At 66.0% G+C, this 24,381-nt stretch carries 20 protein-coding genes; 4 read left to right on the top strand and 16 right to left on the bottom strand.

The window, feature by feature from the left end:
* Window positions 1-3: 3 nt before the first annotated feature.
* On the top strand, window positions 4-2,637 hold the full coding sequence (locus ACOQPD_RS01495; protein WP_420613143.1) for an efflux RND transporter permease subunit: 2,634 nt from the start codon (window positions 4-6) through the stop codon (window positions 2,635-2,637).
* On the opposite strand, the gene ACOQPD_RS01490 is transcribed toward ACOQPD_RS01495, so the two are convergent.
* From ACOQPD_RS01490 to recG, 14 genes are all read right to left on the bottom strand, one after another.
* Window positions 2,606-3,631 (bottom strand): 2Fe-2S iron-sulfur cluster-binding protein, encoded by a 1,026-nt coding sequence (locus tag ACOQPD_RS01490; protein WP_420613142.1) that lies wholly within the window; start codon window positions 3,629-3,631, stop codon window positions 2,606-2,608. The two genes, ACOQPD_RS01495 and ACOQPD_RS01490, sit on opposite strands and share 32 nt — an antisense overlap.
* Window positions 3,628-4,653 carry an ATP-dependent DNA ligase gene (locus ACOQPD_RS01485; protein ID WP_420613141.1) on the bottom strand — a complete coding sequence of 342 codons (1,026 nt, stop codon included), beginning with the start codon at window positions 4,651-4,653 and terminating at the stop codon, window positions 3,628-3,630. The genes ACOQPD_RS01490 and ACOQPD_RS01485 overlap by 4 nt, the downstream gene beginning before the upstream one ends.
* Window positions 4,653-5,048 (bottom strand): cytidine deaminase, encoded by a 396-nt coding sequence (gene cdd, locus ACOQPD_RS01480; protein ID WP_420613140.1) that lies wholly within the window; start codon window positions 5,046-5,048, stop codon window positions 4,653-4,655. The genes ACOQPD_RS01485 and cdd overlap by 1 nt, the downstream gene beginning before the upstream one ends.
* Window positions 5,045-6,076 carry a signal recognition particle-docking protein FtsY gene (gene ftsY / locus ACOQPD_RS01475; protein WP_420613139.1) on the bottom strand — a complete coding sequence of 344 codons (1,032 nt, stop codon included), beginning with the start codon at window positions 6,074-6,076 and terminating at the stop codon, window positions 5,045-5,047. Before ftsY ends, cdd begins: the two co-directional genes overlap by 4 nt.
* Window positions 6,077-6,132: 56 nt before the next feature.
* Window positions 6,133-9,618, bottom strand: coding sequence for a chromosome segregation protein SMC (smc, locus tag ACOQPD_RS01470; RefSeq protein WP_420613138.1), 3,486 nt, complete (start codon window positions 9,616-9,618; stop codon window positions 6,133-6,135).
* 106 nt (window positions 9,619-9,724) lie between these two features.
* On the bottom strand, window positions 9,725-10,555 hold the full coding sequence (gene mutM, locus ACOQPD_RS01465) for a bifunctional DNA-formamidopyrimidine glycosylase/DNA-(apurinic or apyrimidinic site) lyase (RefSeq protein ID WP_420613137.1): 831 nt from the start codon (window positions 10,553-10,555) through the stop codon (window positions 9,725-9,727).
* Entirely contained in the window at window positions 10,556-11,233 is a 678-nt protein-coding gene (gene rnc / locus ACOQPD_RS01460; RefSeq protein ID WP_420613136.1) for a ribonuclease III, read from the bottom strand.
* Window positions 11,230-12,210, bottom strand: coding sequence for a phosphate acyltransferase PlsX (plsX, locus tag ACOQPD_RS01455; protein ID WP_420613135.1), 981 nt, complete (start codon window positions 12,208-12,210; stop codon window positions 11,230-11,232). Before plsX ends, rnc begins: the two co-directional genes overlap by 4 nt.
* A gap of 57 nt (window positions 12,211-12,267) precedes the next feature.
* Window positions 12,268-12,459: a 50S ribosomal protein L32 gene (rpmF, locus tag ACOQPD_RS01450; protein WP_420613134.1), complete on the bottom strand. Its 192-nt coding sequence runs from the start codon at window positions 12,457-12,459 to the stop codon at window positions 12,268-12,270.
* Between the two features lie 48 nt (window positions 12,460-12,507).
* Window positions 12,508-13,014: a YceD family protein gene (locus tag ACOQPD_RS01445; protein WP_420613133.1), complete on the bottom strand. Its 507-nt coding sequence runs from the start codon at window positions 13,012-13,014 to the stop codon at window positions 12,508-12,510.
* Window positions 13,015-13,056: 42 nt separating this feature from the next.
* Entirely contained in the window at window positions 13,057-13,581 is a 525-nt protein-coding gene (locus tag ACOQPD_RS01440) for a hypothetical protein (protein WP_420613132.1), read from the bottom strand.
* Window positions 13,578-14,054: a pantetheine-phosphate adenylyltransferase gene (gene coaD, locus ACOQPD_RS01435; RefSeq protein ID WP_420614414.1), complete on the bottom strand. Its 477-nt coding sequence runs from the start codon at window positions 14,052-14,054 to the stop codon at window positions 13,578-13,580. The genes ACOQPD_RS01440 and coaD overlap by 4 nt, the downstream gene beginning before the upstream one ends.
* 39 nt (window positions 14,055-14,093) lie before the next feature.
* Window positions 14,094-14,666: a 16S rRNA (guanine(966)-N(2))-methyltransferase RsmD gene (gene rsmD / locus ACOQPD_RS01430; RefSeq protein ID WP_420613131.1), complete on the bottom strand. Its 573-nt coding sequence runs from the start codon at window positions 14,664-14,666 to the stop codon at window positions 14,094-14,096.
* Window positions 14,667-14,673: 7 nt separating this feature from the next.
* Window positions 14,674-16,878 (bottom strand): ATP-dependent DNA helicase RecG, encoded by a 2,205-nt coding sequence (recG, locus tag ACOQPD_RS01425; RefSeq protein ID WP_420613130.1) that lies wholly within the window; start codon window positions 16,876-16,878, stop codon window positions 14,674-14,676.
* A 189-nt stretch (window positions 16,879-17,067) separates the two neighbouring features.
* Here recG and ACOQPD_RS01420 point away from each other — a divergent pair, with 189 nt between their 5' ends.
* On the top strand, window positions 17,068-17,280 hold the full coding sequence (locus ACOQPD_RS01420; RefSeq protein WP_420613129.1) for a hypothetical protein: 213 nt from the start codon (window positions 17,068-17,070) through the stop codon (window positions 17,278-17,280).
* Between the two features lie 133 nt (window positions 17,281-17,413).
* Window positions 17,414-17,647, top strand: coding sequence for an Lrp/AsnC family transcriptional regulator (locus ACOQPD_RS01415; protein ID WP_420613128.1), 234 nt, complete (start codon window positions 17,414-17,416; stop codon window positions 17,645-17,647).
* Between the two features lie 50 nt (window positions 17,648-17,697).
* Here ACOQPD_RS01415 and ACOQPD_RS01410 read toward each other — a convergent pair whose 3' ends face one another.
* Window positions 17,698-18,777 (bottom strand): D-alanine--D-alanine ligase family protein, encoded by a 1,080-nt coding sequence (locus ACOQPD_RS01410; protein ID WP_420613127.1) that lies wholly within the window; start codon window positions 18,775-18,777, stop codon window positions 17,698-17,700.
* Window positions 18,778-19,022: 245 nt separating this feature from the next.
* A complete protein-coding gene (locus ACOQPD_RS01405) occupies window positions 19,023-23,504 on the bottom strand; it encodes a type ISP restriction/modification enzyme (protein ID WP_420613126.1) in 4,482 nt (1,493 codons plus the stop codon).
* Between the two features lie 82 nt (window positions 23,505-23,586).
* On the opposite strand from ACOQPD_RS01405, the gene ACOQPD_RS01400 reads away from it, so the two are divergent.
* Entirely contained in the window at window positions 23,587-24,276 is a 690-nt protein-coding gene (locus ACOQPD_RS01400; RefSeq protein ID WP_420613125.1) for a type ISP restriction/modification enzyme, read from the top strand.
* The last annotated feature ends 105 nt before the right edge of the window (window positions 24,277-24,381 follow it).

Raw genomic sequence — 24,381 nt, 5'->3', positions numbered from 1 at the left:
TGTGTGAATACGTTCGTCAGAGCCTTCGCGTTCCTGGTGTCGAGAACGCCGTGGGCGGTGGTGATAACCACCTTGGTCCTGTTCGGGGTCTTCGGCTCCCTGTCAACCCAGGTCCAGATCGGCCAGGGCAACGAGGGCCTCTCGCCCGACAACCCGGAGTTGCTGGCCTCCGACCGGATCAACGACTTGTTCGGCGGCGACGACACCCAGGAGAGCGTCATCCAGGTGATCGTCCGCAACGAGGGGGGCGACGTCTTCACCAAGGACGCCTACGACGTGGTGACCGCCATCAATGCCGTGCTGGAGAGCGAGGCCCTGTCCGGCAAGCTCTCATCCTTGCCCGGAAGGGGCGCCTCGTTCAGCTACCTCGACCCGGCGATCGACATGGCCTCTGAGAATGACGTGGTCGTAGCCGCCGATGAGGACGTGAAGGACCTGTACATCGAGGCCACCACGGGACCGGAGGCCAATCCGCAGTTCTCCTCGCTGGTCAGCCGGAACGGGGACCCGTCCTCGGCGACGGCTCAGGCGGGTCTGGTCCTGGTTTTCACCAAGGCGCCGGACAGTCTCGAGGAGGAGGCATTCGACGAGGCGATCGAGAACGATTCGGCGGTGGCGGACGCCCTGCGGACCATACCCACCCCCGAAGGGTTGGAGGTCATTCCCTTCAGCTTCACCCTGCTCTTCGAGGATACCGGTGATGCCGGGAGCGAGGTCGGGCGGCTCTTCGGCATGGCCGCCCTCATCATTCTGGTCATTCTCTGCTTCGTGTACTGGCTCAAGCCGCCGGGGCGGGCCGCCCTCGTCCAATCGGGACGCCGGACCCTCGCCGACACCCTGCTCACCCTCTTCACCATCTTCGCGGCCATCACGTTCATGCAAGGGATCGGAGTCCTGCTAGAGCGAGCCGGGGTCATCGCCTCTTTCAACAACATCACCCAGATCATCCCCATCCTCCTGATCGGATTGGGGGTCGACTACGGAATCCACATCACCACCCGTTACCGCGAGGAGATCGGCCGCGGACAGGACGTGGACGGCGCTGCCCGTACCGCAATCGGCACCGTGGGGATAGCGCTGGTTCTGGCCACCGTCACCACCGCCATCGGTTTCCTCACCAACATCTTCAACCCGCTGCCGGCCCTGAAGGACTTCGGGATCCTCGCCGCGATCGGGATAGTCGCCTCGTTCACCTTGACCCTCACCTTCTTCCCGGCGGCCCGCAAGATCCTGGATCGTCGTACCGAACGGCGGGGCAGGCTCTCCTGGGCCTTCGTACGGTTGCTGATCGTGGCCCGGAGGGTGGACCACCACATCGAGTCCAGGGGCTCCCTGCCCGTGGCGGGCATGAAGGCCAACTCGGAACGCCTGCTGCCCTCCCTGATCGCCCGCACGTCGGTCTTCGCGGAGAAGATTCCCGTAGTGATGATCATCGTGGCCATGGCGTTCGGAGGCCTGGGGGTGTGGGGACTATCCCAGTTGGAGACCCGGTTCTCGGTCACCGACTTCCTGCCCAGCGACGCTCCCGGAATCCGCGCGTTGGAGATCCTCCAGGAGGAGTTCGGAGGGGGCTTGGGCGAATCCACCCAGGTGTTGATCGAGGGTGAGGACCTCTCCAGACCGGAGGTCCACAACGCCCTGGTCTCGGCCGGCGCGCGACTGAACGAGGTCGAGAACGTGCTGGTCTTCCCCACTCCGGCAGGGCCGATCGCTTCCGCCAGTTCCCCGATCTCCATACTCAACTCCCTGAACCGGGGCGGCCCCCAAGGTCCACCCTCCGAACCGGTCGTCGCCGCGGCCCAGGCCGCAGGTGCGAGCCAGGACCTCCGGGTCCCCCCGGGATCCGATGTCACCCCTCTCTGGGACGCCATATTCGAAGTGACCCCGGAGCGGGCGGAGAACGTCCTTCACCGAAGCGGGTCGGGCTACGACGCGCTGCGTTTCGACATCGGCACCCAAGCGGGTGAGACCGGAGCGCTACAGCTGCGACAGGATCTCCTGGACCACTTCTCCGAGGTTTCCGACATGGGGATCAGCGTGATAGCTACCTCCACCGAGATCATCACCAACCTGATCGTGAAGGAGTTGGCGGAGTCGCAGACGACCTCGCTGCTCATCACCCTGGTGGTTGCCACCGTGGTGCTTATGATCAGTTTCTGGTTCGAGAACCGCCGGCCCTTCCTGGGTGTTATCACCATGGTCCCCGTGGCCCTGGTGGTGTTCTGGACCTACGGGTTGATGTACGCCACCGGCATTCCCTTCGGGCCGGTTACCGCGACCCTGTCGGCCCTGTCGATAGGCATCGGGGTTCCCTACACCATCCACATCGCCCGCCGGTTCGGCGAGGATCGGGTCCGCATGGAGAGCCTTGATGAGGCTCTGCGCTCTACCTCCCGCCATACCGGCGGTGCTTTGGCGGGGTCGGCATTCACCACTATGGCCGGGTTCGGGATCCTGATCAGTTCGAGGCTCACTCCCTTCCAGCAGATGGGACAGGTAACGGTGTACGCCGTCGGACTGTCACTGGTGGCAGCCGTACTGGTGTTGCCGTCCATGCTGGCCCTCTGGGAAAGGTGGCACCGCCGGAGGGCAGCGGCCACTGGAACTAGCAACTACGCAAAACCACCTCGGCGCTGAGCGGCCGGGCCACGCAGGTGAGTACCACCCCGGCGGCCTGCTCCGCCTCGGTGAGGGCGAACGGGACCCCGGGATCCACGTCGCCGGCCACCAGCAGGGCGCGGCAGGTGCCGCACACCCCCGAGCGGCAGGCGAAATACAGCGGCGATGCCGGCCCGCCGAGAGCGTCCAGCAGCACATCTCCGGCTGCTGCCGTTCCAACATGGTCGTAATCCTCCAGGCGGACCTGCGCGCCGTCATATGGAGTGGGCGCGCCGTCCCGTTGCGGTGGCTGGTATCGCTCCACCAGCAGCCGGTCGCCGGGTATCCCGAGGGACCGGAGGCGAGCCTCTACGGTGCGGTTCATGCCGGGCGGGCCGCAAACCAGGTACCACACGTCCGCGGTGGTCGGAGGTGTGGACACCAGGAGCCGATCCACCGCCCGGTAGTCGATGCGTTCGCCCCGGCCGCTGAACACGCGGGACACACGGAACCGCTCGGGGTGGTCGGCGGCCAGCGCCGCCAGCTCCCCGCCGAAGATGGCATCCCCGGGCGTCCGGTTGCCGTAGAGAAGATGGACCACCGAGCCCTCCTCGACCGCCAGAACACCCCGGACGATGCTCATGACCGGAACGATGCCGCTGCCGGCCGCGAAGCAGTACACGGTGCGGCGCCTCCCCGCACCGATCCGCACCTCGAATCCACCGGCTGCGGCCGGCTCGACGTCCACGACATCGCCCGGACGGGCACGCTCCACCAGGTGACTCGACACCAGACCACCTGGGTTGCGCTTCGCGGTTATGGCCGGAGGCTGGCCCAACTCCGGCGTGGAACTGAGCGAGAACGGTCGCCGGTGCTCCTCCCCCTCCACCATGACGCGGACGATCACGTACCAGCCCGCCGACCCCCCCACCACCTGATCCGGATCGTCGAAGGTGATGGTGGCCGCGCCGGCGGTCTCAGGGCGGATCCGGGCGATGCGAAGGGGATGGGCGGTCCGGACCTCCGGACTCACCCGACGATCTCCGAGAAGCCGATCCCCTCGGGCCGGACCAGCTGGTCCATGGTGCAGTCGCCCGGGTCCTTGTCGGGCCGCCACCGCTCCAGCCTGGTGGCATGGCGAAACCTGTCTCCCTGCAGATGGTCATAGCTGATCTGGACCACCAGCGTGGGTTGGATCGGGATCCACTCCATCGAGCGCTGCCCGGTCCAGCGGTTCACCGACCCCGGGGCGCGGGTGGCCTCTCCTCCGAAACTCTCTCCGGTACGCATCTGCTCCAGCACCGGGAGCAGGTCGATCCGCTCCCGGTCGGACAACCCGGACGTATGTCCCATGAAGTGCAGGTTGCCCTCTGGGTTGTAAAGCCCCAGGAGCAGCGACCCGACCCGGTCGCCCTCCTTGTGGAGGCGGTAACCGCCGATCACGCAGTCGGCGTCCCTCCGGTGCTTCCACTTGATCCACTCCCGCTTGCCGGGGCGGTAGGTTCCGCCGGCTCGCTTGGCGATGATCCCGTCGCACCCGGCCGGCTCGAACTCGTGAAACCAGCGGGAGGCAACCTTGAAGTCCGCGGTCGCCGGGGTCAGGTGCCAGGGCGCCCCCAGGGGACCGACCACTCGCTCCAACCGCTCCCGGCGGGCACGGTACGGGGCGTCCAGCAGGCTCTCGCCGGCATCAGCCAGCAGATCGAAGGCCACCAGCCGGGCCGGATACTCCTCCGCCAGCCGGTTGATACGGGACTCCGCCGGATGGATGCGCATCTGCAGAAAGTCGAATTCGGTCACGTCCTCCACCACTATGAGGATCTCGCCGTCGACCACCGTGCCCGGCGCCAGCCTCTCCAGGGCAGGCCGGAGTTCCGGGAAGTAGCGCAGCAGCGCCTTGCCGTTGCGCGAGTCCAGGCGCGGCGGGTCACCGCTGTAGGCGACCATCCGGAAACCATCCCACTTCGGCTCGTAGACCCAGCCTTCTCCTTCAGGTGGCGCCTCCCTTACCCGCGCCATCATGGGCTTGATAGGAGGCTTGATCCCGTGAGCCATCAGCCTGGGAGGAAGAAGCCGTAGGGGTGCAGGTCGGACAGCTGGTGACGCCGAACCTCGCTCCCCTTTCCTGCGGTCACGACCACCCACTCCACCCCGAACTCGTTCATTAGCTGCCGGCAGTTCCCGCAGGGATAGGCAACATCCACTCCGGCGGCGTCGACGCAGGCCACAGCCACACCCTCGATCCTTCGCACGCCCCGGGCCACGGCTCCGGAGATGGCGGTCGCCTCCGCGCAGATGGACGAACCGTAGGCGGCGTTCTCCACATTCGCGCCGGTGTGCCGCCGGCCTTCGGAGTCCACCACCACCGCCCCCACCCGGAACTTCGAGTAGGGCGAGTAGGACTGCTGCGCCGCCCGGCGCGCCTCGGCGACCAGTTCGTCAGCCGTCACGCCGCGCCCAGGAGGGCATCCACGAAGGCCGGGCCGTCGAACGGCAGGAGGTCACCACTCCCCTCCCCCACACCCACGAACTTCACCGGCAGCGAAAGCTCATCCTCGATCGCCAGTACCACTCCTCCCTTCGCCGTACCGTCCAGCTTGGTGAGGACCACGCCGGTAACTCCGACCTCGGCGAAACGGCGGGCCTGGGCCAGCCCGCTCTGGCCGGTGGTGGCATCCATTACCAGCAAGACCTCCGAGACCCGATCACCGTCGCGGCCCAGCACGCGGACCAGCTTGGCCAGCTCCTCCATCAGGTTATGGCTGGTGTGAAGTCGGCCGGCCGTGTCGACGATCAGCACATCGGCGCCCCGGGCCCGGGCTGCCTGGAGAGCATCGTATGCCACCGACGCCGGATCGGCGCCCCGGGTACCCGAGACCAGCGGAACGGCCAGGCGGTCTGCCCAGACCCTGAGCTGGGTATCGGCCGCGGGACGGAACGTATCGGCGCCCCCGATGAGAGGCTGGCGGCCTGCCGCGAGGAGGCGAGACGCCAGCTTGGCGACAGTGGTGGTCTTCCCCGTCCCGTTGACACCCACCAGGACGACGATCGAGGGGGTTCCGGTCAGGTGGAGATCCCGGTCGTACCCGGCCAGGATACGGTTCAACTCGGCGCGCACCACGGGCCTGATCTCGTCCGCTCCGGCCACAGCGGTCTCGCGTACCACCTCGACGATCCGCCGGGCCGCCCTCACCCCCATGTCGGTGGAGATGAGCTCCTCCTCCATCTCCTGCCAGGCGGCCGCTGATCCCGACGTCCGGGACCATACGGACTCGAGGCGCTCCCGGACCCCGGACAGGGCGGAGCCCAGAGTCGTTCCATGCGGCCGACCCGGCGGCTTGCGGGTCCTCGAGCGTCTCCTCCACCGGACAAGCAGGACCAGCAACGCAAGGAGAGCCAACCACACGACCACGGAAGCCATCGACTCGGGCCGGTCGATCCCCATGAAGGCAACCGGCCATGGGACTACGGGAGCCATCGGATCGGACCTCTCGATCGCGGATCACCGGTTGGCGACCTCACTCGGGCAGGATTCTATCCGGCCGGGTCGGGAACTGCCCTACCGGAGGCAACCGGTACTGCGCCGGCCGGTACCCGGTTCATATCGCGTACCAGCGCCCTCGAGGATCCGCCCGGCGCCATGGTGACCCCGTACAGGGTGTCGGCCACCCGGACCGTGGCCTGCTGGTGGGTGATCAGCAACAGCTGGGAGCAGGACCGGAAGTCCTCCACCAACCTCAGGAAACGTCCCAGGTTGGCTTCGTCGAGAGCCGCATCCACCTCGTCGAGGATGTGGAAGGGACCGGGCCGGGCCTTGAATACCGCGAACAGGAAGGCCAATGCCGCCAGCGACCGCTCCCCGCCGGACAGCAACGACAGCTTGCCGACCTTCTTCCCGAAAGGTTGGGCCCGTATGTCCACGCCCGCCTCCAGCGGGTCCGCCGATCCTGTCAAGGTCAACTCGCCGCTCCCGCCCGGGAAGAGAACCGAGAAACAGTCCCGGTAGTGGCGCGCCGTGTCCTCGAAGGTCTTCCTCAACAGATCGTGCATCTCGGTGTCCAAGGCGTCGATCGCCTTTCTGATCTCGGACCTTGCGCGCTCGATATCGGCCATCTGTTCGGTCAGGTGCCGGTAACGCAGGTCCAGTTCCCGGTACTCTTCCGCCGCAAGCCGGTTGACTGGACCCATGCGGGCCAGTTGCCTGGCGAGTTCCTCCACCCGGGCCTCGGCGCCCGGTCGCTGGTCCGGCGGCACGATGGCGGCCAGAGCCTCTTCCCGGGTGGAATCCGCGTCCCTGCGCAACCCTTCCGCCACCGATTCTTCGCGCATGGCCACCTCGGCTACCGCGACCTCGAGCCTGCCCAGGCGACTCCGGGCGGATTCCTGCTCCCGATCCAGGGCGGCCATGCGGGTGCGAAGCGTGCTCATCTCACCCGTGGAAGCCGCGGCTATCGCTCTCGACCGTTCGCGGCGCTCGACGAGTTCCCCCAACCTGTGACGTAGCGCGTCGGCCACCCGCAACGCCCAGCGCTCGATGTTGCGGGCATGCTCCAGGCCGGCCTGCTCGCTGGTGGTGTCGATTCCGTCCGCCAACCGGACCGTCACCGAGTCGACCCGATCAGCCAGCAGGCGGCGCCGCTCGGCCGCTGCTCCCAACGCCCGGACCGACTCCTCCCGGGCAGCCCTCGCCTCTGCTTGCCGGCTCTCGGCCGAGGCCCGCTGCCCGGCCAGAATCTCGCCGGAGTCACGGTCGGACGCAGGACCATCCTCCGCCCCGGCGACCAGCTCGCGCAGTTCCGCGAGGCGAAGCCCGTTCCGCTCCTCCGACCGGCGGGCCGCGGCGGTACGCGCCTCCAGGCCGGCGATCTCCTCGGCCAGCTTGGCCCGTGCCCGGCGATTGCGCTCCAGAGCGCCGGTCAGGTCCTCATGCCTCGATAGCAACGCGGCGACCTCGGCCCGGGCAGACTCGTCATCCCGGCGTGCTGCCTCCAACCGGACTCCGGCTTCAGCCTCTGCTTCCCGGGCGGATTCCAACTCCCGGCCGACCTCCTCGGCGGCCCGGCGTGCCGCGGCGACCATGTCGGGCGAGCCGGAATCCGGATCGGTCGGGGAGATGCCGAACCGGGTAATCAGGTCACCCTCGGCAGTCACCGCCCGTACGTCCGGCAGCTCGCGGACGATCTCCCAACCCTGGCGCCAGTTCTCCACCAGCAAGACGTCCCCGAGCAAGCCGGCGGCCAGACCCGATCGGGCCACCGGGCCGAGTCGGTCGCAGAGTCGCTTCACACCCCACCGGTCGGCCACCGATCGGGCCACCGCGGCGCCCGGGTCGGCTTCCGGCACCACCAGGGGAACGGCACCCCTCCCTCCGGTCTTGATCCCGGCGACCACCGCCCCTGCCGACTCGGGGCTGTCCGCGACCAGCGCCTCGGCCCACGCCCCCAGCGCCGCCGCCACCGGACCCACCAGCCGCTCGGGCACGTCCAGGAGCTCGACCAGCTCTCCGAGCACACCCTCGGATGCCTTGATCCGGTCCCGGGTGCGGGACGACGCCCCGCCGCCGGCGGCCTCCAGGGCCTCGAGCCGCGCTCGCGCCGCCGCCCGGCCGGTCTCGGCCGACCTCACACGGTCCGCGCACCGCGCCCATTCCGATTCTCTCCGCTGACGGTCTTGCTTCCGGCTCCGGCTCAGCTGCTCGGCTGCGTCGAGCCGCTCCTCAACCGACGCAGCCTCCCGTGCTAGCTGGTCGGCCAGGCGGGACTGTTGAGAGAGCCGGGCGCGGACCTCCCCGGCGGCCCGCAGGTAGTCGGCAACACGGAGAGCATCCTTACGGGCCGTGACTTCGCCCTTCCTGAGCTCCGCCTCCATGATCGCCGGCTGATTACGGGCCTGCAGGACCGCATCAGCAGGCAAGTCCCGCAGCCGATCCTCGGCTATGCGCAACTCTGCTTCACAGCGCTCCGCATCCTGGCGAGCCTGCTCCTCCCGGATGGTTGCCTCGTCCAGCCGGACGGACAGATCGACAGCCTGGTCGGTAAGGCGCCGGTAGGTCGCCTCCATCTCACCGATCCTTTCGGCCAGCCCGCCGGCCCGCTCGTTCGCCACCCGGGCGATACCGCCCAGTCGAGCGGAGACGGTCCGCAGGTCGGCGATCTCCTCCCCGTACCGGTCCAACTCGGCCAGCACCCGCTCCGATCGATGCTCGGTGACCTCGATTGACTCCCTGATCCGGCCCTGCTCGGAGTCCCTATCCGCGATCCGGGACTCGATGCCGGCTCGCTCTCGATCCAGGTCCTGGGTGCGACGAGCCAGGCCACGGAGCTCCTCCCCACCCAGCCAGAGACGGAGCGAACGCAACTCGGAGCGCAAATCCTCGTACCGCTCCGCGTCGCGAACCTGTTTCCGCAGGGGTCGCCTGCGGCGTTCCAACTCTTTGACGATGTCCTGTACACGCAACGAGTCGGCGTCCGACTGTTCGAGCCGGCGAATGGCCTTCGCCTTCCGGATCCGGTGCTTGCGGATCCCGGCCGCATCTTCGATGATCTCCCGGCGCTGCACCGGATTGCCGCCCAGTACGGTGTCCAGCCGTCCCTGGCCCACGATCAGGTGCTGGCGCCTACCCAATCCGCCGTCGGAGAGCAACTCCTGGATGTCGAGCAGGCGGCATGCTGCGCCGTTTATCTCGTACTCGGAGTTGCCTCCCTTGAAGAGCCGCCGCGTGATGGCGACCTCGTCGAGGTTCAGTGGCACGGCCCGGTCGGCGTTGTCCATCACCAGCGTAACTTCCGCCCTCGAATGGGCAGGCCGATCGGCCGTGCCGGCGAACACCACGTCGTCCATCTGGTCGGCGCGCAGCGCCCTGGTGAACTGGGTACCCAGCACCCATGACACCGCGTCCACGATGTTCGACTTCCCGGTCCCGTTGGGTCCGACCACCACCGAGACGCCCGTTCCGAACTCCAGGAGGGTCCGGTCCGCAAACGACTTGAAACCGAGCAGTCTTATCGACTTGAGACGCAAGTCACATCCATGTGATTCGAGTGAAAGCGAGTTTAGCGGTACTCACCGGGAATCTGTGGTTCACGCCGCTTCACCAGAGCCAAGGATCCTCTGACGGGGACAGTTGTCAGGCCTGGCAGGCCGGGCACCGGTGGGAAGACCGGCCGTTGATCCTCTCTTTCACAATCGGGGCGCCGCAGCGCCGGCACGGCTTTCCTTCCCGCCCGTACACCGACAAGTACTCAAGGTGGCGGCCGGCCCTCCCGTCCGGGAGCAGGTAGGCCAGGTCGTCAAGGGACGTTCCTCCGTGCTCGAGACCGTCCGCCAGCACCTGCCTTATGGCGGTGCGTATCGCTTCCATCGCCGCCAGGCCCAGTGATCCGGCCGGACGATCGCCCGCGATGCCCGCTTGGAACAGCACCTCGTCGGCGTAGATGTTGCCCAGACCGGCCAGGTAGCGCTGGTCCAGCAGCAAGGTCTTGGTCGCCACCCGACGACCCGCCGCCTTCGACGCCATCTCGCGTGCGGAAGGGAGATCGGTCAAGGCGTCGGGCCCGAGGCGGGCGATGCTCGACGGGGCCAACTCGTCGGGGGTGAGGACGGCGGTGAAGCCGAAGGTTCGCGGATCCACCATCCTGACCTCCTGGCGAGCGTCCGTCCGCACCACGACCCGCGTGTGGATGTGCTCGGGCGCCCCGCCATCGGTGATCGACATCCGGCCCGACATCCCGAGGTGGAAAACCCAGGTCAAGTCCTCCCCCACCTCGATGAGCAGGAACTTCCCCCTGCGGCGCAACTCGCCCACTACCTTGCCGTGCAGCCGGGTGGCGAAGTCCGCCGGATCAGGTTGGCGCCGCAGCATCCGGGGATGGAGAACCTCCACCGCCACCACAGGGCGGCCCGCCATGACCGGTACGAGCCCGCGACGGGTGGTCTCGACCTCGGGGAGTTCAGGCAATCAGCTGCTTAGCTTGCCCAGGGCTTGGCGGGCTGCCGCCTGCTCGGCCTCACGCTTGGACCGTCCCGACCCCGAACCCAGCTCCTCATCCCCCACCCAGACCACCGCGGTGAACAGCTTCTCGTGATCTGGGCCGGCGCCGGTCACCGTGTAGCGCACGTCGTGAGCGGCGCTGCCGAGCTCCACGTTCAAGCGGCTCTTGTAGTCACTCCTGCCCGGTGATTCGGCCTCGGTCGTGATGCGCTCCTCCCAGATGCGCATGACCAGATCACGGGCCACGCCCAGACCGCCGTCGAGATAGACAGCGCCGATGACAGCCTCCATGGCATCGGCCAGGATGGAGGGCTTGGTCCTGCCACCTGTCGCCTCCTCGCCCTTGTCGAGAGCCAGGTACCGTCCTAGGTCCAACCCGTCGGCCATCCGGTGAATGACATCCTTGTTGACCACCGACGCCCGGAGCTTTGCCATCTGCCCCTCCGACAGGCTGGGGTACCGGTGGTAGATGAAGTCGGTGACCACCAGCTGCAGGATCGTGTCGCCCAAGAACTCGAGACGCTCGTTGGAAGGTCCCTCACCGGTCTCGGCGACCCATGACCGGTGACGCAATGCCTGGTCCAGATGGCCCGGGTCACGGAAGCGGTACTCAAGGGCCGATTCAAGGCCGCGCCTGCCGGTCACGACCGGGTCAGTCCCCGCTCCATCCGTTCGGCCAGGCCGCCCCTGACACCTTCCGCGGCCAGCCGGACTGCATTGAAAACGGCATTCCGTGACGAAGATCCGTGACCGATCACCACGCCAGCTCTGGTCCCGAGCAGATAGGCCCCCCCGGCGCACAACTCGGGATCGACCATCATGCGGACCTCCTCGAAGACTCTCATCATCTCACCCGGACTGCCACCCGGGAGGCGCCCGAAGGCATCCCTGACCAGCGCTAGGACCAGACCGGCCGTGCCCTCCATGGTCTTCAGCACCACATTGCCGGTGAACCCGTCGGTGACCACGACATCGGCTACATCGCCGGGAATGTCCCCTCCCTCGATGTTGCCCACGAAGTTCACCGGCGCTTCCTCCAGCATGACGAAGGCGGACCTCTCCACCTCGCGGCCCTTGGAAGGCTCCTCTCCGATGTTCAGCAGGCCGACCCGGGGCCGGCCGATCCCGTAGACGATCTCGGCGACCAGCGCTCCCATCACCGCGAAGCGGACCAGGTGTGCCGGCTTCACCTCCAGGTTGGCCCCCGCGTCGAGGATCAAGGTCGGCACTCCGGCCGCACGAGGAATCGGCGTGGCGATGGCGGGACGCTGGACACCTTCCAGGCGCCCGATGACGATGGAGGCCGCGGTCATGGTCGCGCCGGTCGATCCGGCCGATACCAGAGCAGCGGCATCCCCGGACGCTACCGATCGGGCCGCCACCATGATCGAGGAGCGGGGCTTGTCCCGCACCGCCCTTGCGGGGTCCTCGCCCATCTCGACCACATCCGGCGCGTGGATCACATCAAGATCGGCGCCGGTCGCCATCAGTTCAGGCTCGATGACCGCCCTGTCCCCCACCAGCACCAACTCGTGCCCCGCGCCGGCCGCCATCACCGCGCCGGCCACGATCTCGGCCGGGCCGCGATCCGTTCCCATGACGTCGAGAGCTATCCGTGCCATGGGTCACTCCTCGATATACGGCCTCCCAAGACTATCGGGCGGCGGACCGGGCCGGTCTCAGCTATAGGTTTCGACCACCGTTCGCTCGCGATAGGTGCCGCAACCCCCAGGACCGGTGCAGGCGCGGTGAGGAAGTTTCGGGATTCCGCACCGATCGCAGGCGACGGTGCGAACCGGGCGAATCTTCATTGCCTCCGCCTTCCGCCGTCGGGTGCGGGAGCGCGACATTCTCTTCTTCGGTACTGCCATGACAAACCTCTTGGATCATTGGACGGAAGCGTCCGCCCTCTCTACCGATCACGCCGTATCGAACGGGACCTCCAGCAGGCCTTCCAGCGTGGCGAACGGAGACTCGCGAGAGTCGGAGTGCCCCTCGCAGGAACCCTCGTTGAGATCGGCGCCGCACACCGGACAAAGACCCCGGCAGGACTCTGAGCATAGCGGTACCAGCGGCACGGACAGGCACAGCTCATCGTGGAGGACGGTGGAAAGGTCGACATCTCCCTCCTCGCCGATCGGCAGCATGTCTTCGCCGGCGTCCTCGCCGTAGACCTGCCGAACCGGAGCCCTCGCTTCGAAACCGATCCGATCCAGGCAGCGGTTGCACCTGAGCACCATCTCCGCGCAGGCGACGCCTCGGACCCATATGCCGCCGGCCATCGCCTCGAGTCGAAGGTCCGCGGTCATCGGACCGCACCGCTCGACCTGGTCCAGCGCCAGATCCACATGCCCGGCGAGGGTTACCCGCCGCGTGGAACCGGGCCGGCGGACCAGACCGGAGACGTTGACCACGAAGTTGTCCATGGAGCCCATCGAATACGGTTGTGCCCTCGTGTGGAGGACTCCCTACCCGATCGAGCGGGTCTGGTGGAGCTCGGACCGCATCGAGCGCACCTGGTCGAGCACTCTCATCAGCACGTCCTCGAGCCGAGACAGGCGGTCCTCCGCATAATCCTCCGCCTCCAGCCTGATCTGATGGGAGGTGTCCTCGGCCCGGCGGACCAGAATGTTGGCCTCCTCGGTGGCCTCGGCGATGATGTTGGTGTTCGAGACCATCTCTTTGGCCCGGTGGCGGGCTCGCTCGATCACCTCCCGGGCATTCTCGTTGGTGCGGGCGATGAAGGTATCCCGCTCGCGCACCATCCAGCGGGCCTGCCGCATCTCCTCGGGCAGCCGATCCGCCAGGATCCCGAGAACGGCGAGCATCTGCTCCCGGTCGATCAGCACCTTGCCCGATCCGGGAAGGGCCTTGGCTTCCGAAAGCGCCATGACCATTTCCGTAATCAGGTCGTTCAGCTCTCCTACCGTGGCGGGCGGAGTGGCGGCGGCCACCTCCTGCCTACCGACATCAGGTTCATGATCACTGATCATTCTGACCACCGTTCTTTCATCAGCTCTGCTATGCGCCCGGGCACCAGGCCGGACACCGAACCACCCAGGCTCCCCACTTCCTTCACCAACGAGGAGGAAAGATAGGCGTGTTCCGGGCTGGTGGGGATGAATACCGTGTCGATGCCGGCCAGCCCGTGGTTCATCTGGGCCATCTGGAGCTCATAGTCGAAGTCCGAAACGGCCCGGAGTCCCTTGACGATCACGTTCACTCCCTGAGCCCTCGCAAAGTCGACGAGCAACCCGTCGAAGGCGACCACCTCCGCTCTGGGTTCTGCGGCAAGCAAGCTCCGGAGCATCTCGACCCGTTCCCCGGAGGAGAACATGGGCTTCTTCGACACGTTGCGGATCACCGCAACCACCACCGTTTCGAACAGGAACAGGCTCCGCCGGATCACGTCCATGTGGCCGTTGGTGGGTGGATCGAAGCTTCCGGGGCAGACCGCCTTTGCCACCCTCATCACCTCGCCGTTTCTCGCGGTTTCGGGGTAAATCTAACCGGAACCCGTCCGGATCCGTTGATAGAGCCAAATCCGGGCCGTTCCGTAGGTGCGCGTCCGGGCAAGGCGGAGCCCGGCCGCTTCGGGCCGGCGCTCGCCCGACCGCCGGTGGAGTACCAATGAACCCTGGTGAGCGAGCAATCGCGCCGCCGCGGTTAGCTGCTCCTCCACGCCGCTGATCGGAAGCTCGTAAGGAGGGTCCACGAACACCAGTGTGAACCGGACGGACGGACCGCCCGGACCGCCGTCGGCCAACGAGGCCAGATAGCCTTCGACGCCTCCGGCAACCACCTCGCCCCCCAATGCCACCGCTCCGATGTTGGCCCGCAGGGCCCGCAGAGCGGCTCGATCCCTCTCCACGAAGACCGCCGTGGCCGCGCCCCGGCTGAGCGCCTCCAACCCGAGGGAACCGGTTCCGGCGTACAGGTCGAGGACATCGGCGGCCGGGATGGTCGCGGCGATGGACGAGAAGACGGCCTCGCGGGCGCGTCCGGTCATCGGACGGGTGCCCGAGCCGGGAGGCGCCTTGAGAGTCCTCCCCTTCGCGATCCCGGCGATGATCCTCATGGCCGGGTCACGACTTGAACAACCATTCCACCTCGTCCCCCAGCAGGACCCTGACCTCCTCCCGGATGTCGGGATGCTGGTCAAGCCCCGGGTCACCGTCCACCAGGGCGAACGCCTCCTGCCTCGCCGCGGACAGCTCCGCGACATCGGCCAGGATGTCGGCGATCCGCAGGTCGGAGAAGCCCGACTGCCGGGCACCGAACACGGTGCCGTGGCCGCGGATCCGGAGGTCTTCCTCCGCCAGCCGGTAACCGTCCGACATGGCGACCATGGCACTGATCCGGGCCGCCCCCTCCTTGGTGGTCGGATCGGCCAGCAAGACGCATTGGGCAGGTTGGGCGCCACGCCCTACCCGGCCCCGCAGCTGGTGGAGCTGGCTGAGGCCGAACCGGTCCGCATCCCGGATGACCATGATGGTCGCGTTTGGCACGTCGACCCCGACCTCAATGACGGTCGTGGCGACCAGCACGTCCAGGTCCCCGGACCGGAAACCGTCCATCACGTTCCGCTTCTCCTCGGACCGCATCTGGCCGTGGAGCAGGCCCAGGCGGAGGTCCGGGAACACGCTTCGTAGCCTCCGGTACTCGGCAATCGCCGAGGCGGCTTCCACCCGGTCGGAGTCCTCCACCAGCGGGCACACCACGAAGGCCTGACGTCCCTTCTCCACCTCCTCCCGGATGGCCTGGTGCGCCTTGGCCGGTTCGTCGCCCTCCGTTGAGACAGCCCAGGTTCTGATCCGCTTGCGACCGGCGGGCATCTCGTCGAGCGCGGAGACGTCGAGAGCGCCGTACAGGGTCATCGACAGTGTCCGGGGAATGGGGGTGGCGGTCATGATCAGCAGGTCGGGATCCGCTCCCTCCGCCTTCTCCTTGAGCTTCACCCGCTGGTGTACGCCGAACCGATGCTGCTCGTCCACCACCGCCGCGCCCAACCGGGCGAAGCGCACCCCCTCCTGGATCAGGGCGTGAGTGCCTATGACGATGTCGATTCCCCCGCCCGCTATGTCCGCGAGCAAGCGGGAACGGCCCGCCCGATCCGCCGTGTTGGCATCGGCACGGCTTCCGGTGAGCAGCGCCACCTTGATCCGGGGACGATCCGGATCGTCGTGGGCGGGGTCGAACAGGGACCGCGGACCGGCGACGCGCGGTGCCATGCGCGCTTCCGAGAGGAGCCGGGTGACACCCTCGTAGTGCTGCTCGGCCAGCACCTCGGTGGGCGCCATGATGGCCGCCTGGAACCCGCTCTGGACACCCACCAGCAACGCCGCGACCGCCACCACGGTCTTGCCGGAGCCGACCTCGCCGTGGAGCAGTCGGTGCATGGGAGCCGGCGCCGCCATGTCAGCCCCGATCTCGTCGATCACCCGGCGCTGGGCGCCGGTGGGCCTGAACGGCAGGCCGTCGATGAAACGCTCCACCAGGTCCGGCTCCGGATGGATCAGGTGCGCGATGCCGACCGACTCGCTCTCCTTGCGCTTCCTCGTCATCGCCAGCGCCACCTCGTGGCGGAAGAACTCGTCGAACACCAGCCGGCGGCGGGCGGCACCTACCTCGGCCAAAGACTCGGGGAAGTGGATGGAGTTGATGGCCTCCTCCCGGGGAACGAGGTCATGACGCTCGATCACGGCGGCAGGCAGCGGATCGAGAACCGGGCGGGAGCGCAGCAGAGCGTTGTGTACGGCCAGCCGGAGCACGCCGGTACCGATGGAAGCGATCGCCCGGTACACCGGAACCACCCGGCCCACCGCCAGGTTGTCGGGTCCGGAATCCAGCACGTCCAATGCAGGCGAGTTGATCTGCAGGCGGCCGCGGTAGCGGTCGATCCTGCCCGAAAGCGCCACCTCGATCCCGCGCTCGAGGCGGCGGGCCTGGTATTGCTGGTTGAACCACACCGCCTTGACGGACCCTTGACCGTCGGTGACGGTGGCCTCTACGATGGACATCCGGGGGCGGGGACGCCGCACCGCGACCCGTTCCACCTTCCCGATGACGGTGGCTTCCTGGCCGACCTTCAGCTCGTCGATGGCCAGCCTGCGGGACCTGTCGATGTGACGGCGCGGCGCGTACAGGAGCAGGTCGGCGACGGATCGTATGCCCGCGCTCCTCAGCGCCGCCGCCCGCTTGCCGCGGATCCACTTGACGCGGCCCACGTCCACCCCATGCAGGTAGGCGAGGCTTCTGGCGGGTGAGTCCGGGGCAGGCTGGTCGGGCATGGACACCATTCCGGCCAAGAATACGGCACTGCGACCGCATGCCACGCCCGCCGGGCACTCCGGCGGGCGGTAACGGCCTGGTGGGAAGACGGGGCTCGTTGGACATTGATGCCTCGACCAGAAGGGTCGGCTCGGTCGGAGGCATCGGGCCAACTGGAAGTTTTCCGTCACCCTCCTAGAATCCTGCCCATGCAAGGCGTGGTCAAGATCTACGACCCGAACACCGGCGCCGGCGTGGTGGTGCTCGACCACGATCGGAGCGAGGTCTATCTCCGGGCCGGATCGCTGGCAGGAAGCGTCTTCCGGTTGCTCCGGCAGGGTCAGCGGATCATCTTCGACCTCGAGGAATCGGACGGTCTCAGATTCGTCCACTCCGTGCGGATGGGCTCGGACGGCCGCTAGCCCTGACGCCTACTGGTGCCCGGCAAACCGGCATGCAGGCCTGTTTCCTAACTCCTGGCCGCTAGGTCACCCCTCTATCCGTACATCGTCCGACTCGGTATAGTTCCGTCCAACTGACACCGAGAGGAGCAACGTGGTCGAGGCATACGTACTCATCCAGACCGAAGTCGGCAAGGCCAAGCAGGTCGTGGAAGAAGTCCGCATGATCGACGGAGTGTCCCAGGCCGACGACGTGACCGGACCGTACGACATCGTCGTCAGGGCCGGGGCGGAAGATGTGGATGGGCTGGGGAGGCTGGTCGTTGCCCGGATCCAGTCGATCGCCGGCATCACCCGGACCCTCACCTGCCCGGTGATAAACCTCTAGAAGCCATCCTCCCGATCACGGCAGGATCCGTGCAGGCCGCGCCGGGCTGATCAAGCCAGCTTCTTGGAAATGGCGGCGGCACCTCGCAGGGCCGTTCCGTCGGCTCCGGCCGCCGAGAAGCGGCGGGGAACGGAGGCCTCCAGCTCGGCGACCAGGTCGAGAACCAGTTGCTGCCGGCTGATGGGCGGGTCCACCCACAGGTAGAGCGAGAGGCTGCCGGGGATGGTGTTCACCTCGTTGATCCACAACTCCCCGTCCCTCCCCAGGAAGTCGATCCGGGCCATCGACCGGATCCCGGTGAGCTCGGTAACCCGCCGCGCCATCGACCGGAGTCGCTCCTCGACCTCGCTGGGAAGCCTGGCAGGCAGCTCTCGGGCCGAACCCTCGATACCCCCTCCGGACAGGTATTTCTCGCGGTAGTCGTAGAACTGCTCGCTCACCGGCGCCTCGATGGCGGACAGCTCCAGCTGCGGGTAGGTCCGCACCGCCACGTTCAGGTCCCGCCCACCCTCGAGGTAGGGCTCGATCACGGCGCCCCTGTCCAGGTGCGGTGAGGACCGGAGCAGCGCGACCGCGGTGTCGTAATCGCTCACCACCTCGATGCCGATGGAGGACCCGCCGAAGCGAGGTTTGACGATGTAGGGAGGAGGGAACTCGGGAGGGCCACCGGCCCCTACCGGAACCCGGGGCAAGCAAGGGAAACCGGAGGCGGCCATCAGGGCCCCGAAGGTCAGCTTGTCCATCAGCAGGTTGGAGGCCGCAGCATCGGGTCCCGAGTAGCGGATTCCGGCCAGGTCGAGGGCGCCCTGCAGGGTCCCGTCCTCGCCCGGGCCACCGTGGCAGCACACCAGCACCGTGTCGACCTCCAGGCGCCGCCGCTTCAGGAACCATCCGGCCTGCGGGCGAGCCTCGAAGCGCAACTCCCGCGCCTTCGGTGGAATACCGGCCGCGTAGTCACCGGCCTCGCCGTCCGCCGCCACCCTGTACCAGTTGCCCGTCTTCGACCAGTAGAGGACCAGCGGGTCGGCGCCTGCCTCCGCCAGCAACCGGGCCGCCTGCAACCCGGTCAGCACGCTGATGTCGTGCTCGGGCGACGGGCCTCCGAACACCACCGCCGGCCTGGCTGCCACTCATCCTCCCCGGGCCTGTCAGTTACCGCCGCCCCGCAGGGACGGGCCATCCAAGGCTAGTGATCGGCTACCCGGCTGCGAGACACCGGGGTAATCGCGTGCGTCTCCATCGGATGGCGGCCGGAGCGACCTGCCTGTCGCTTGTTCCAGCCTTGTTCTCGTCTGCTGGCCCGGACCCAGAGTGTGGATACAAGGGTGCGGAGCAGGTGTCCGATCCGAATACCGCCATGTTCGACGGTTCGCTGCTACGGCGACTGCCTCTGCGGGACCCCTCGTGTCTGGCGTCCGGTAGCGCATAGGTCAAATAGTCGGTCGGTGGCAAGGACGGCGAATGGTAGCTGCTGGGTGAGGTTGATCAGGACGGCGTATCTCCCGCGGAGGGAGATACGCGGTGCCGCCGCCGCGGTATGTTGCGCGTAGGTCGGCCTGTCACATGAAGATCGTGAAGTATCTCGGTGGTAAGGACCGCGAACGGAAGCTGTTGATCCTTCATGATCAAGATCGCCTTGGGACAGTCCGCGACGGCTGGTTGGTTCCGGCCGCGCAGAGGTCGCTGAGGTGGTTGGTGGAGAGGATTCCGAAGATAGTCCGGTTGTTTGGTGAGGTGACGACGATGTGGGGGGGGGGGGGGGAGCGTCGGCGCGTGAGAACAACGAGGATACGGTCTTGACCCTGGAGAGTATCCGGCTGTCCTCGTATAGCCATATCTTAGTGAACGGGCGATACAGAATCTCGCGGATACGTGACTCGTCGTACGTGATTTCCTCATCGCGCTTGAGGGATTGCCTCAGAGTGTCTGTCCACTTGATGGCTTCGAGGTTGGTGTGAAGGGTGGCACGCTCATGTGTCCACTCTCCATGTTTGACTCTGTCGCGCACGTACTCGTACTCGTCAATGAAGCGGTTGATCTTCTCAATCAGGGTGTCACGAGAGAAGGAATACACGTACACGTCGCAATTTGTCTTGACACCGGATGCATGAACACGGACCGCAGCATTGTCGTTGGTCTTGGTGGAGCATACGGGTAGCAACCGTTCGAATGTACCGTCTGTCAGATTCACCCAGTCATGCCGCTTATTGACGCGAACAGTCTCAAACTGTTCGCTGGTCACGTCTCCGAGTCGCGCCAGCCATGCGAACTTCTGTTCCAGCGACGAGTACTCGGGAACCTCTGCATAGCGCAGCACGCCGGGGTCGGTCCGATCCTTCTCCGGGTTACGCACGAGAACGGTGACCTGTACACCATTGCGCGAGCCTCCGCCGAACAACTTTGCGCCCTCCCTACGGAACTCCTCACCGCTCTTATAGGCATCCCCGCGTAGGTTCACCACATAGATGCAGGTGAACTCGTCGCGAAGTGTCGCCCTCATGCCCGCTAGTGAGGTTCCAGTAGCGAGTGAGTTCGGATGGACAAATGCCAACACACCGGGTTCGAGGTCTTTCGTCCCGTCCGATGTCCCTAGACGGTCCGAAGCCCATCGGAAGGCCTCAATGTACAAGTTGCCGTATGCGCTACCCCCTGGTTTGCGCCCGGTCACCTCGCTGTATCGCCGACCGTAGGTATCCTTCACTCGGGCTTCAATGTCTGGATGGGCAACATTCGGGTTGTCATCTCCCGCGTCTTTCTGACCTGCCGACCATGGGGGATTGGCCACGATCACCCTGATGGGTAAAGAGTTCTGGCGTCTGGTCCGGGCGCTGTTACTCCTGAGCGAGGTCGTCCCCGGAAGCCGCTTATCGTCTGAGTTCAACTCGAACGTGTCGGTAAGCACGATGCCCTCGAACGGCTGGTGGGCACCACGCCTCTCGTCATAGCCCTCTTCGATCTTGACCGCAGCGAGGTAGTAAGCAAGGAGCACGATCTCGTTAGCGTGGATCTCGGGCGCGCCCGCGGCTGCGCCCGCGCCGGTGAACTTGCGCTCCAAGTCCTCATCGCGGATGAGATACTTACCGTCGCTGTTCTTCTGGGTGATGAGCCGGTTTATGAACGTACCCGTCCCGGTGAAGGGGTCCAGGATGTGGACATCTGAAGCGGTCATGCCCCGGCCGAACTCCTGTCGGCACACTGCGTCGATCGACCTAAGCATGAAGTCGACCAACTCAACGGGGGTGTAGGTGATACCCAGTTGCTTGACTTGTCGGGGCATGGCCTTGCGGAAGAACGACTGGTAGACGTCGAGCATCACGGTGAGCCTCGCGTCGGAGTTGGCCGCCGCGTCGACCCGGCGGGCCACGCTCCGGTAGAACCGGTCCAACTCGGCGGTTTCGTCCGATAGGCGGTATCCGGCGGTCTTGAACTCGCCCAGCAATTCGTTCAGCGCCTTGGAAACCGGATTTCGATCGGCAAAGCCAGTCTCGGAGAACAAGCTGTCGAACACCGGCAAGGTCACGACATGGTGAGCGACCATCGTGGTCAGAGCACCGGTCGTGACATGCCCGCCGACTGCGCGGCGCATGTCCACCAGAAATCGCTCGAAGGCCTTCTTCAGATCGGGATCGGCTCCGATGCCCACCCGGATCAGGACCTCGATACGGTCCGAGATCTCACTTACCCGCTCGGCCCACCTGTCCCAGTACTGGCGGTCCCCACACTTCTCCACCAGTTTGGACGCTACCGCATTCTGCCACGGGAACGGCAGTTTCCCCTGGATGAAGTCCTCGGCAAGGGCTGGGCACCCGTCATCCCCGGAGCAAGCCCGCTCGCCGCACATCTGGCAGATGTCACCGACGACGATGACGTCCAGAGGTATCGCAGCACCCAGATCAGCCGTGTTGATCCACACATCGGCTCGTCCGTCGTGGGAGCGAAGCGCCTTCAGAACACTCCAGACCTGTTTGAAGCCAGAACTGTTGAGAAACGCGTCATCGCTGAGGCCTGCTCCCTCGGGCACAATGACGGGAATGACGACGTAGCCTGTCTCCTTGCCTTCGGAGCGCCGCATCACCCTCCCGACGGCCTGCACCACATCGACTTGGGACCTCTTGGGCTCGATGAAGAGGATCGCATCTAGGGCGGGCACGTCCACACCTTCGGTCAGGACCTTTGCGTTGGTCACGATCCGGCACTGGCCCTCATTCCCGCCCTCCTGGAGCCAATCGATCAACTCGGCCCTCTGGTAGGCGTTCATCTTGCCGTCCATGTGCTCGACAGAGCAGTCGAGTAGGTCGGACATGGGATCGCCGGCGGACGGGTATCCGCCGGCTGTCCTGACTACCGGGTTCCACCAATGAGCTACTCGCTTCGATGTAGCGATTGTGTTGGTGAAGGCGATAGCCCGACTGGCCGCGTGACGAGGGTCCGCGGCGCCTGTGACGCGGCCTGAAGTCGTCCGGGTGGTCGGATCGGCGAGAGCGTCCCAGCAGCCCGCGAGCCTGACGACGTCGTCGACCTTCAGCCGGGGGCCCTTCGTAACCTGTATCTGGCTGTGGAGTTCGCCCGCCAGCACCTCGTCGACCGCAATGACGACAACTTTGTAGTCGGTCAGGTGCCCCGCTTCTATGGCATCGGCGAAGTCCATCCGGAAGAACTCGGAGCCGAATACCGACGTGTCGTGCATTGAGTAGACCCCGTAGTCCCCTCCCACCTCGGCGACCTGCCTCCTCGCCCGGCGCGTGTAGATGCGGGGTGTGGCGGTCATGAATAAGCGGCGGCGTGCAACTACCTTGTCTTCTTCGTGGATCAGCCTGAAGCCGCTGCCAGACGTATCTCCCCGATGGTGAACCCCGGTCGTGCGATGGGCTTCGTCGCAGATCGCCAGGTCGAAGTCAACTCCACCCCCGGTCGACTGTGCCTCACTCACCAGCGGAAGCGACTGGTAGGTGCAGAATACGACCGTCATCTCATGATCGGAGGAGTGCCCCAATTGCTGGCGGATCCGCTCGGGGTCTGTGCTGACCGGCATGGCTAACTCCGAGAGGTCAACATCCTCGCTGGCACGTCCGGCCCGAATGTCCGAGCAAATGCCGATGTATCGATGTGATATGCCTGGGTTACGTTGACGAGCCCACTCCCGCATAGTCTGACCCATTAAAGCGATGGACGGCACGAGATAGAGTACTTTACCACCTAGACCGACGATACGCTCCGCTATCCAAAGGCTCACCACGGATTTGCCGGTTCCACATGGGAGGATCAGCTTGCCGCGGTCACTGGTCTCGAACCCCTCCTCGACTTTCTCTATCGCCGTGGATTGAAACGGATAGGGTTCGTAGCGGATGGAATCGAAGGAGAGCGAGTCAGGCTCATCCAAGAATTCCAGCCATCGAACGGGCCAACCCTTTAGGTGAGGGGCCGTAATCACCTCGCACCGAGGGCTGGCTTTCTTGATCTTCGTCCACGCGGGCCCGGTTATGTCACCGGTGACGAACAGGATTCTTGATCGGAAATCGGCAGTGCCCGAGCTGGCCAGGAACGAGCTGATGTCCGGCGTGGGGACCTTGTGTTTGTCTGCGTAGAACTTGCACTGGATGGCACACAGTCCCCCACCGTGAGCCTCGGTCTGTTCGGCTACCAGATCGATTCCCGTATCCTGCGCGAGGAATCCGCGACCCGCTCTCTCGGGCCAGTCGCCCCACATCCATACTCTCTTGAAGCGTGCCGGGCCGTATTCGCCCGGATGCTTTTCGAGAGCGGCCTTCATCAACCTCTCGAACCGTCGGCCCTTCTTCGCTTCGCTGACGGACTCGGTCCGCAATCTCTCGAGGAGTTCATCCAGTGCTGTGGTCAACCGTCACCTCATCCAGCTCGACTCCAATGAAGTGTAATCTTTGCGAAGTAGCTGGCCCCATAAGTGAGGAAGCAACACAACCGTGGAAGCCACGCCCTTGACGCTCATCGACTTGCCCTCGGACGAGGACAACATCACCGACTGGTGCCTGGAGCAATTCCATTCGCACTACGGGGACAAAGCCATCACCAAGGATGACATCTGGGAGTACCTGTACGGCGTGATGCACGCTCCCGACTGGCGGGAGCGCTATCGGCACGATCTTCAGAGGAACCTTCCGCGGGTCCCGTTCGCCCCAGCCTTCGAAGCGTTCCGCGCGGCGGGCCAACGGCTCATGGATCTCCACGTCGACTACGAGACCGTACCCGAATGGCCTCTGGAGTGCCTCGTGGACGGACACCCCGACGAGGGCGACTCCGACCCCGATGCCTATCGGATCACCAGGAACAAGAAGATGCGATGGGGTAAGAGCGAGGACAGCAATACCGACGATCGCACCGTGTTCATGATCAACGACCGATGCAAGCTCGTGGGCATCCCCGAGGAGGCACATCAGTACACCGTCTCGGGCCGCACACCACTCGATTGGGCGATCGACAGCCTCCGGTGGAAGACCGACAGGCCGTCGCAGATCGTGGATGATCCGAACGGCTGGCACGCCTGGTCGGATGAGCCATTCAACCTCATCCGACACCTGAGACGCCTTGTCTACGTGTCCGTCGAGACCTCCCGAATCGTGAACGGTCTACCGCCCTCGCTGGTCGACACCTGAGACGCTCGATTGAGCATTGCCCCGTTCCCATGACCCTTGGGTAGCAGGGTCGAGCGAAGCCCCCGAGGGGCGTCTATTTCAGGAGGTCGCCAAAGCAGGCTGACG

The organism is Candidatus Spongiisocius sp. (assembly GCF_965221825.1).
Classification (GTDB): domain Bacteria; phylum Actinomycetota; class Acidimicrobiia; order Spongiisociales; family Spongiisociaceae; genus Spongiisocius.
The sequence above is the reverse complement of the archived record's forward strand: the minus strand, read 5'-3'. Positions and strand labels throughout refer to the sequence as shown.

Coding starts and splice junctions, on each gene's coding strand:
- plsX (WP_420613135.1), bottom strand. CDS start 12,210: ATGGCACGGATAGCTCTCGACGTCATGGGAACGGATCGCGGCCCGGCC.
- rsmD (WP_420613131.1), bottom strand. CDS start 14,666: ATGAGGATCATCGCCGGGATCGCGAAGGGGAGGACTCTCAAGGCGCCT.
- ftsY (WP_420613139.1), bottom strand. CDS start 6,076: ATGGCTCCCGTAGTCCCATGGCCGGTTGCCTTCATGGGGATCGACCGG.
- ACOQPD_RS01445 (WP_420613133.1), bottom strand. CDS start 13,014: ATGGACAACTTCGTGGTCAACGTCTCCGGTCTGGTCCGCCGGCCCGGT.
- rpmF (WP_420613134.1), bottom strand. CDS start 12,459: ATGGCAGTACCGAAGAAGAGAATGTCGCGCTCCCGCACCCGACGGCGG.
- recG (WP_420613130.1), bottom strand. CDS start 16,878: ATGCCCGACCAGCCTGCCCCGGACTCACCCGCCAGAAGCCTCGCCTAC.
- ACOQPD_RS01420 (WP_420613129.1), top strand. CDS start 17,068: ATGCAAGGCGTGGTCAAGATCTACGACCCGAACACCGGCGCCGGCGTG.
- ACOQPD_RS01485 (WP_420613141.1), bottom strand. CDS start 4,653: ATGGCTCACGGGATCAAGCCTCCTATCAAGCCCATGATGGCGCGGGTA.
- ACOQPD_RS01440 (WP_420613132.1), bottom strand. CDS start 13,581: ATGATCAGTGATCATGAACCTGATGTCGGTAGGCAGGAGGTGGCCGCC.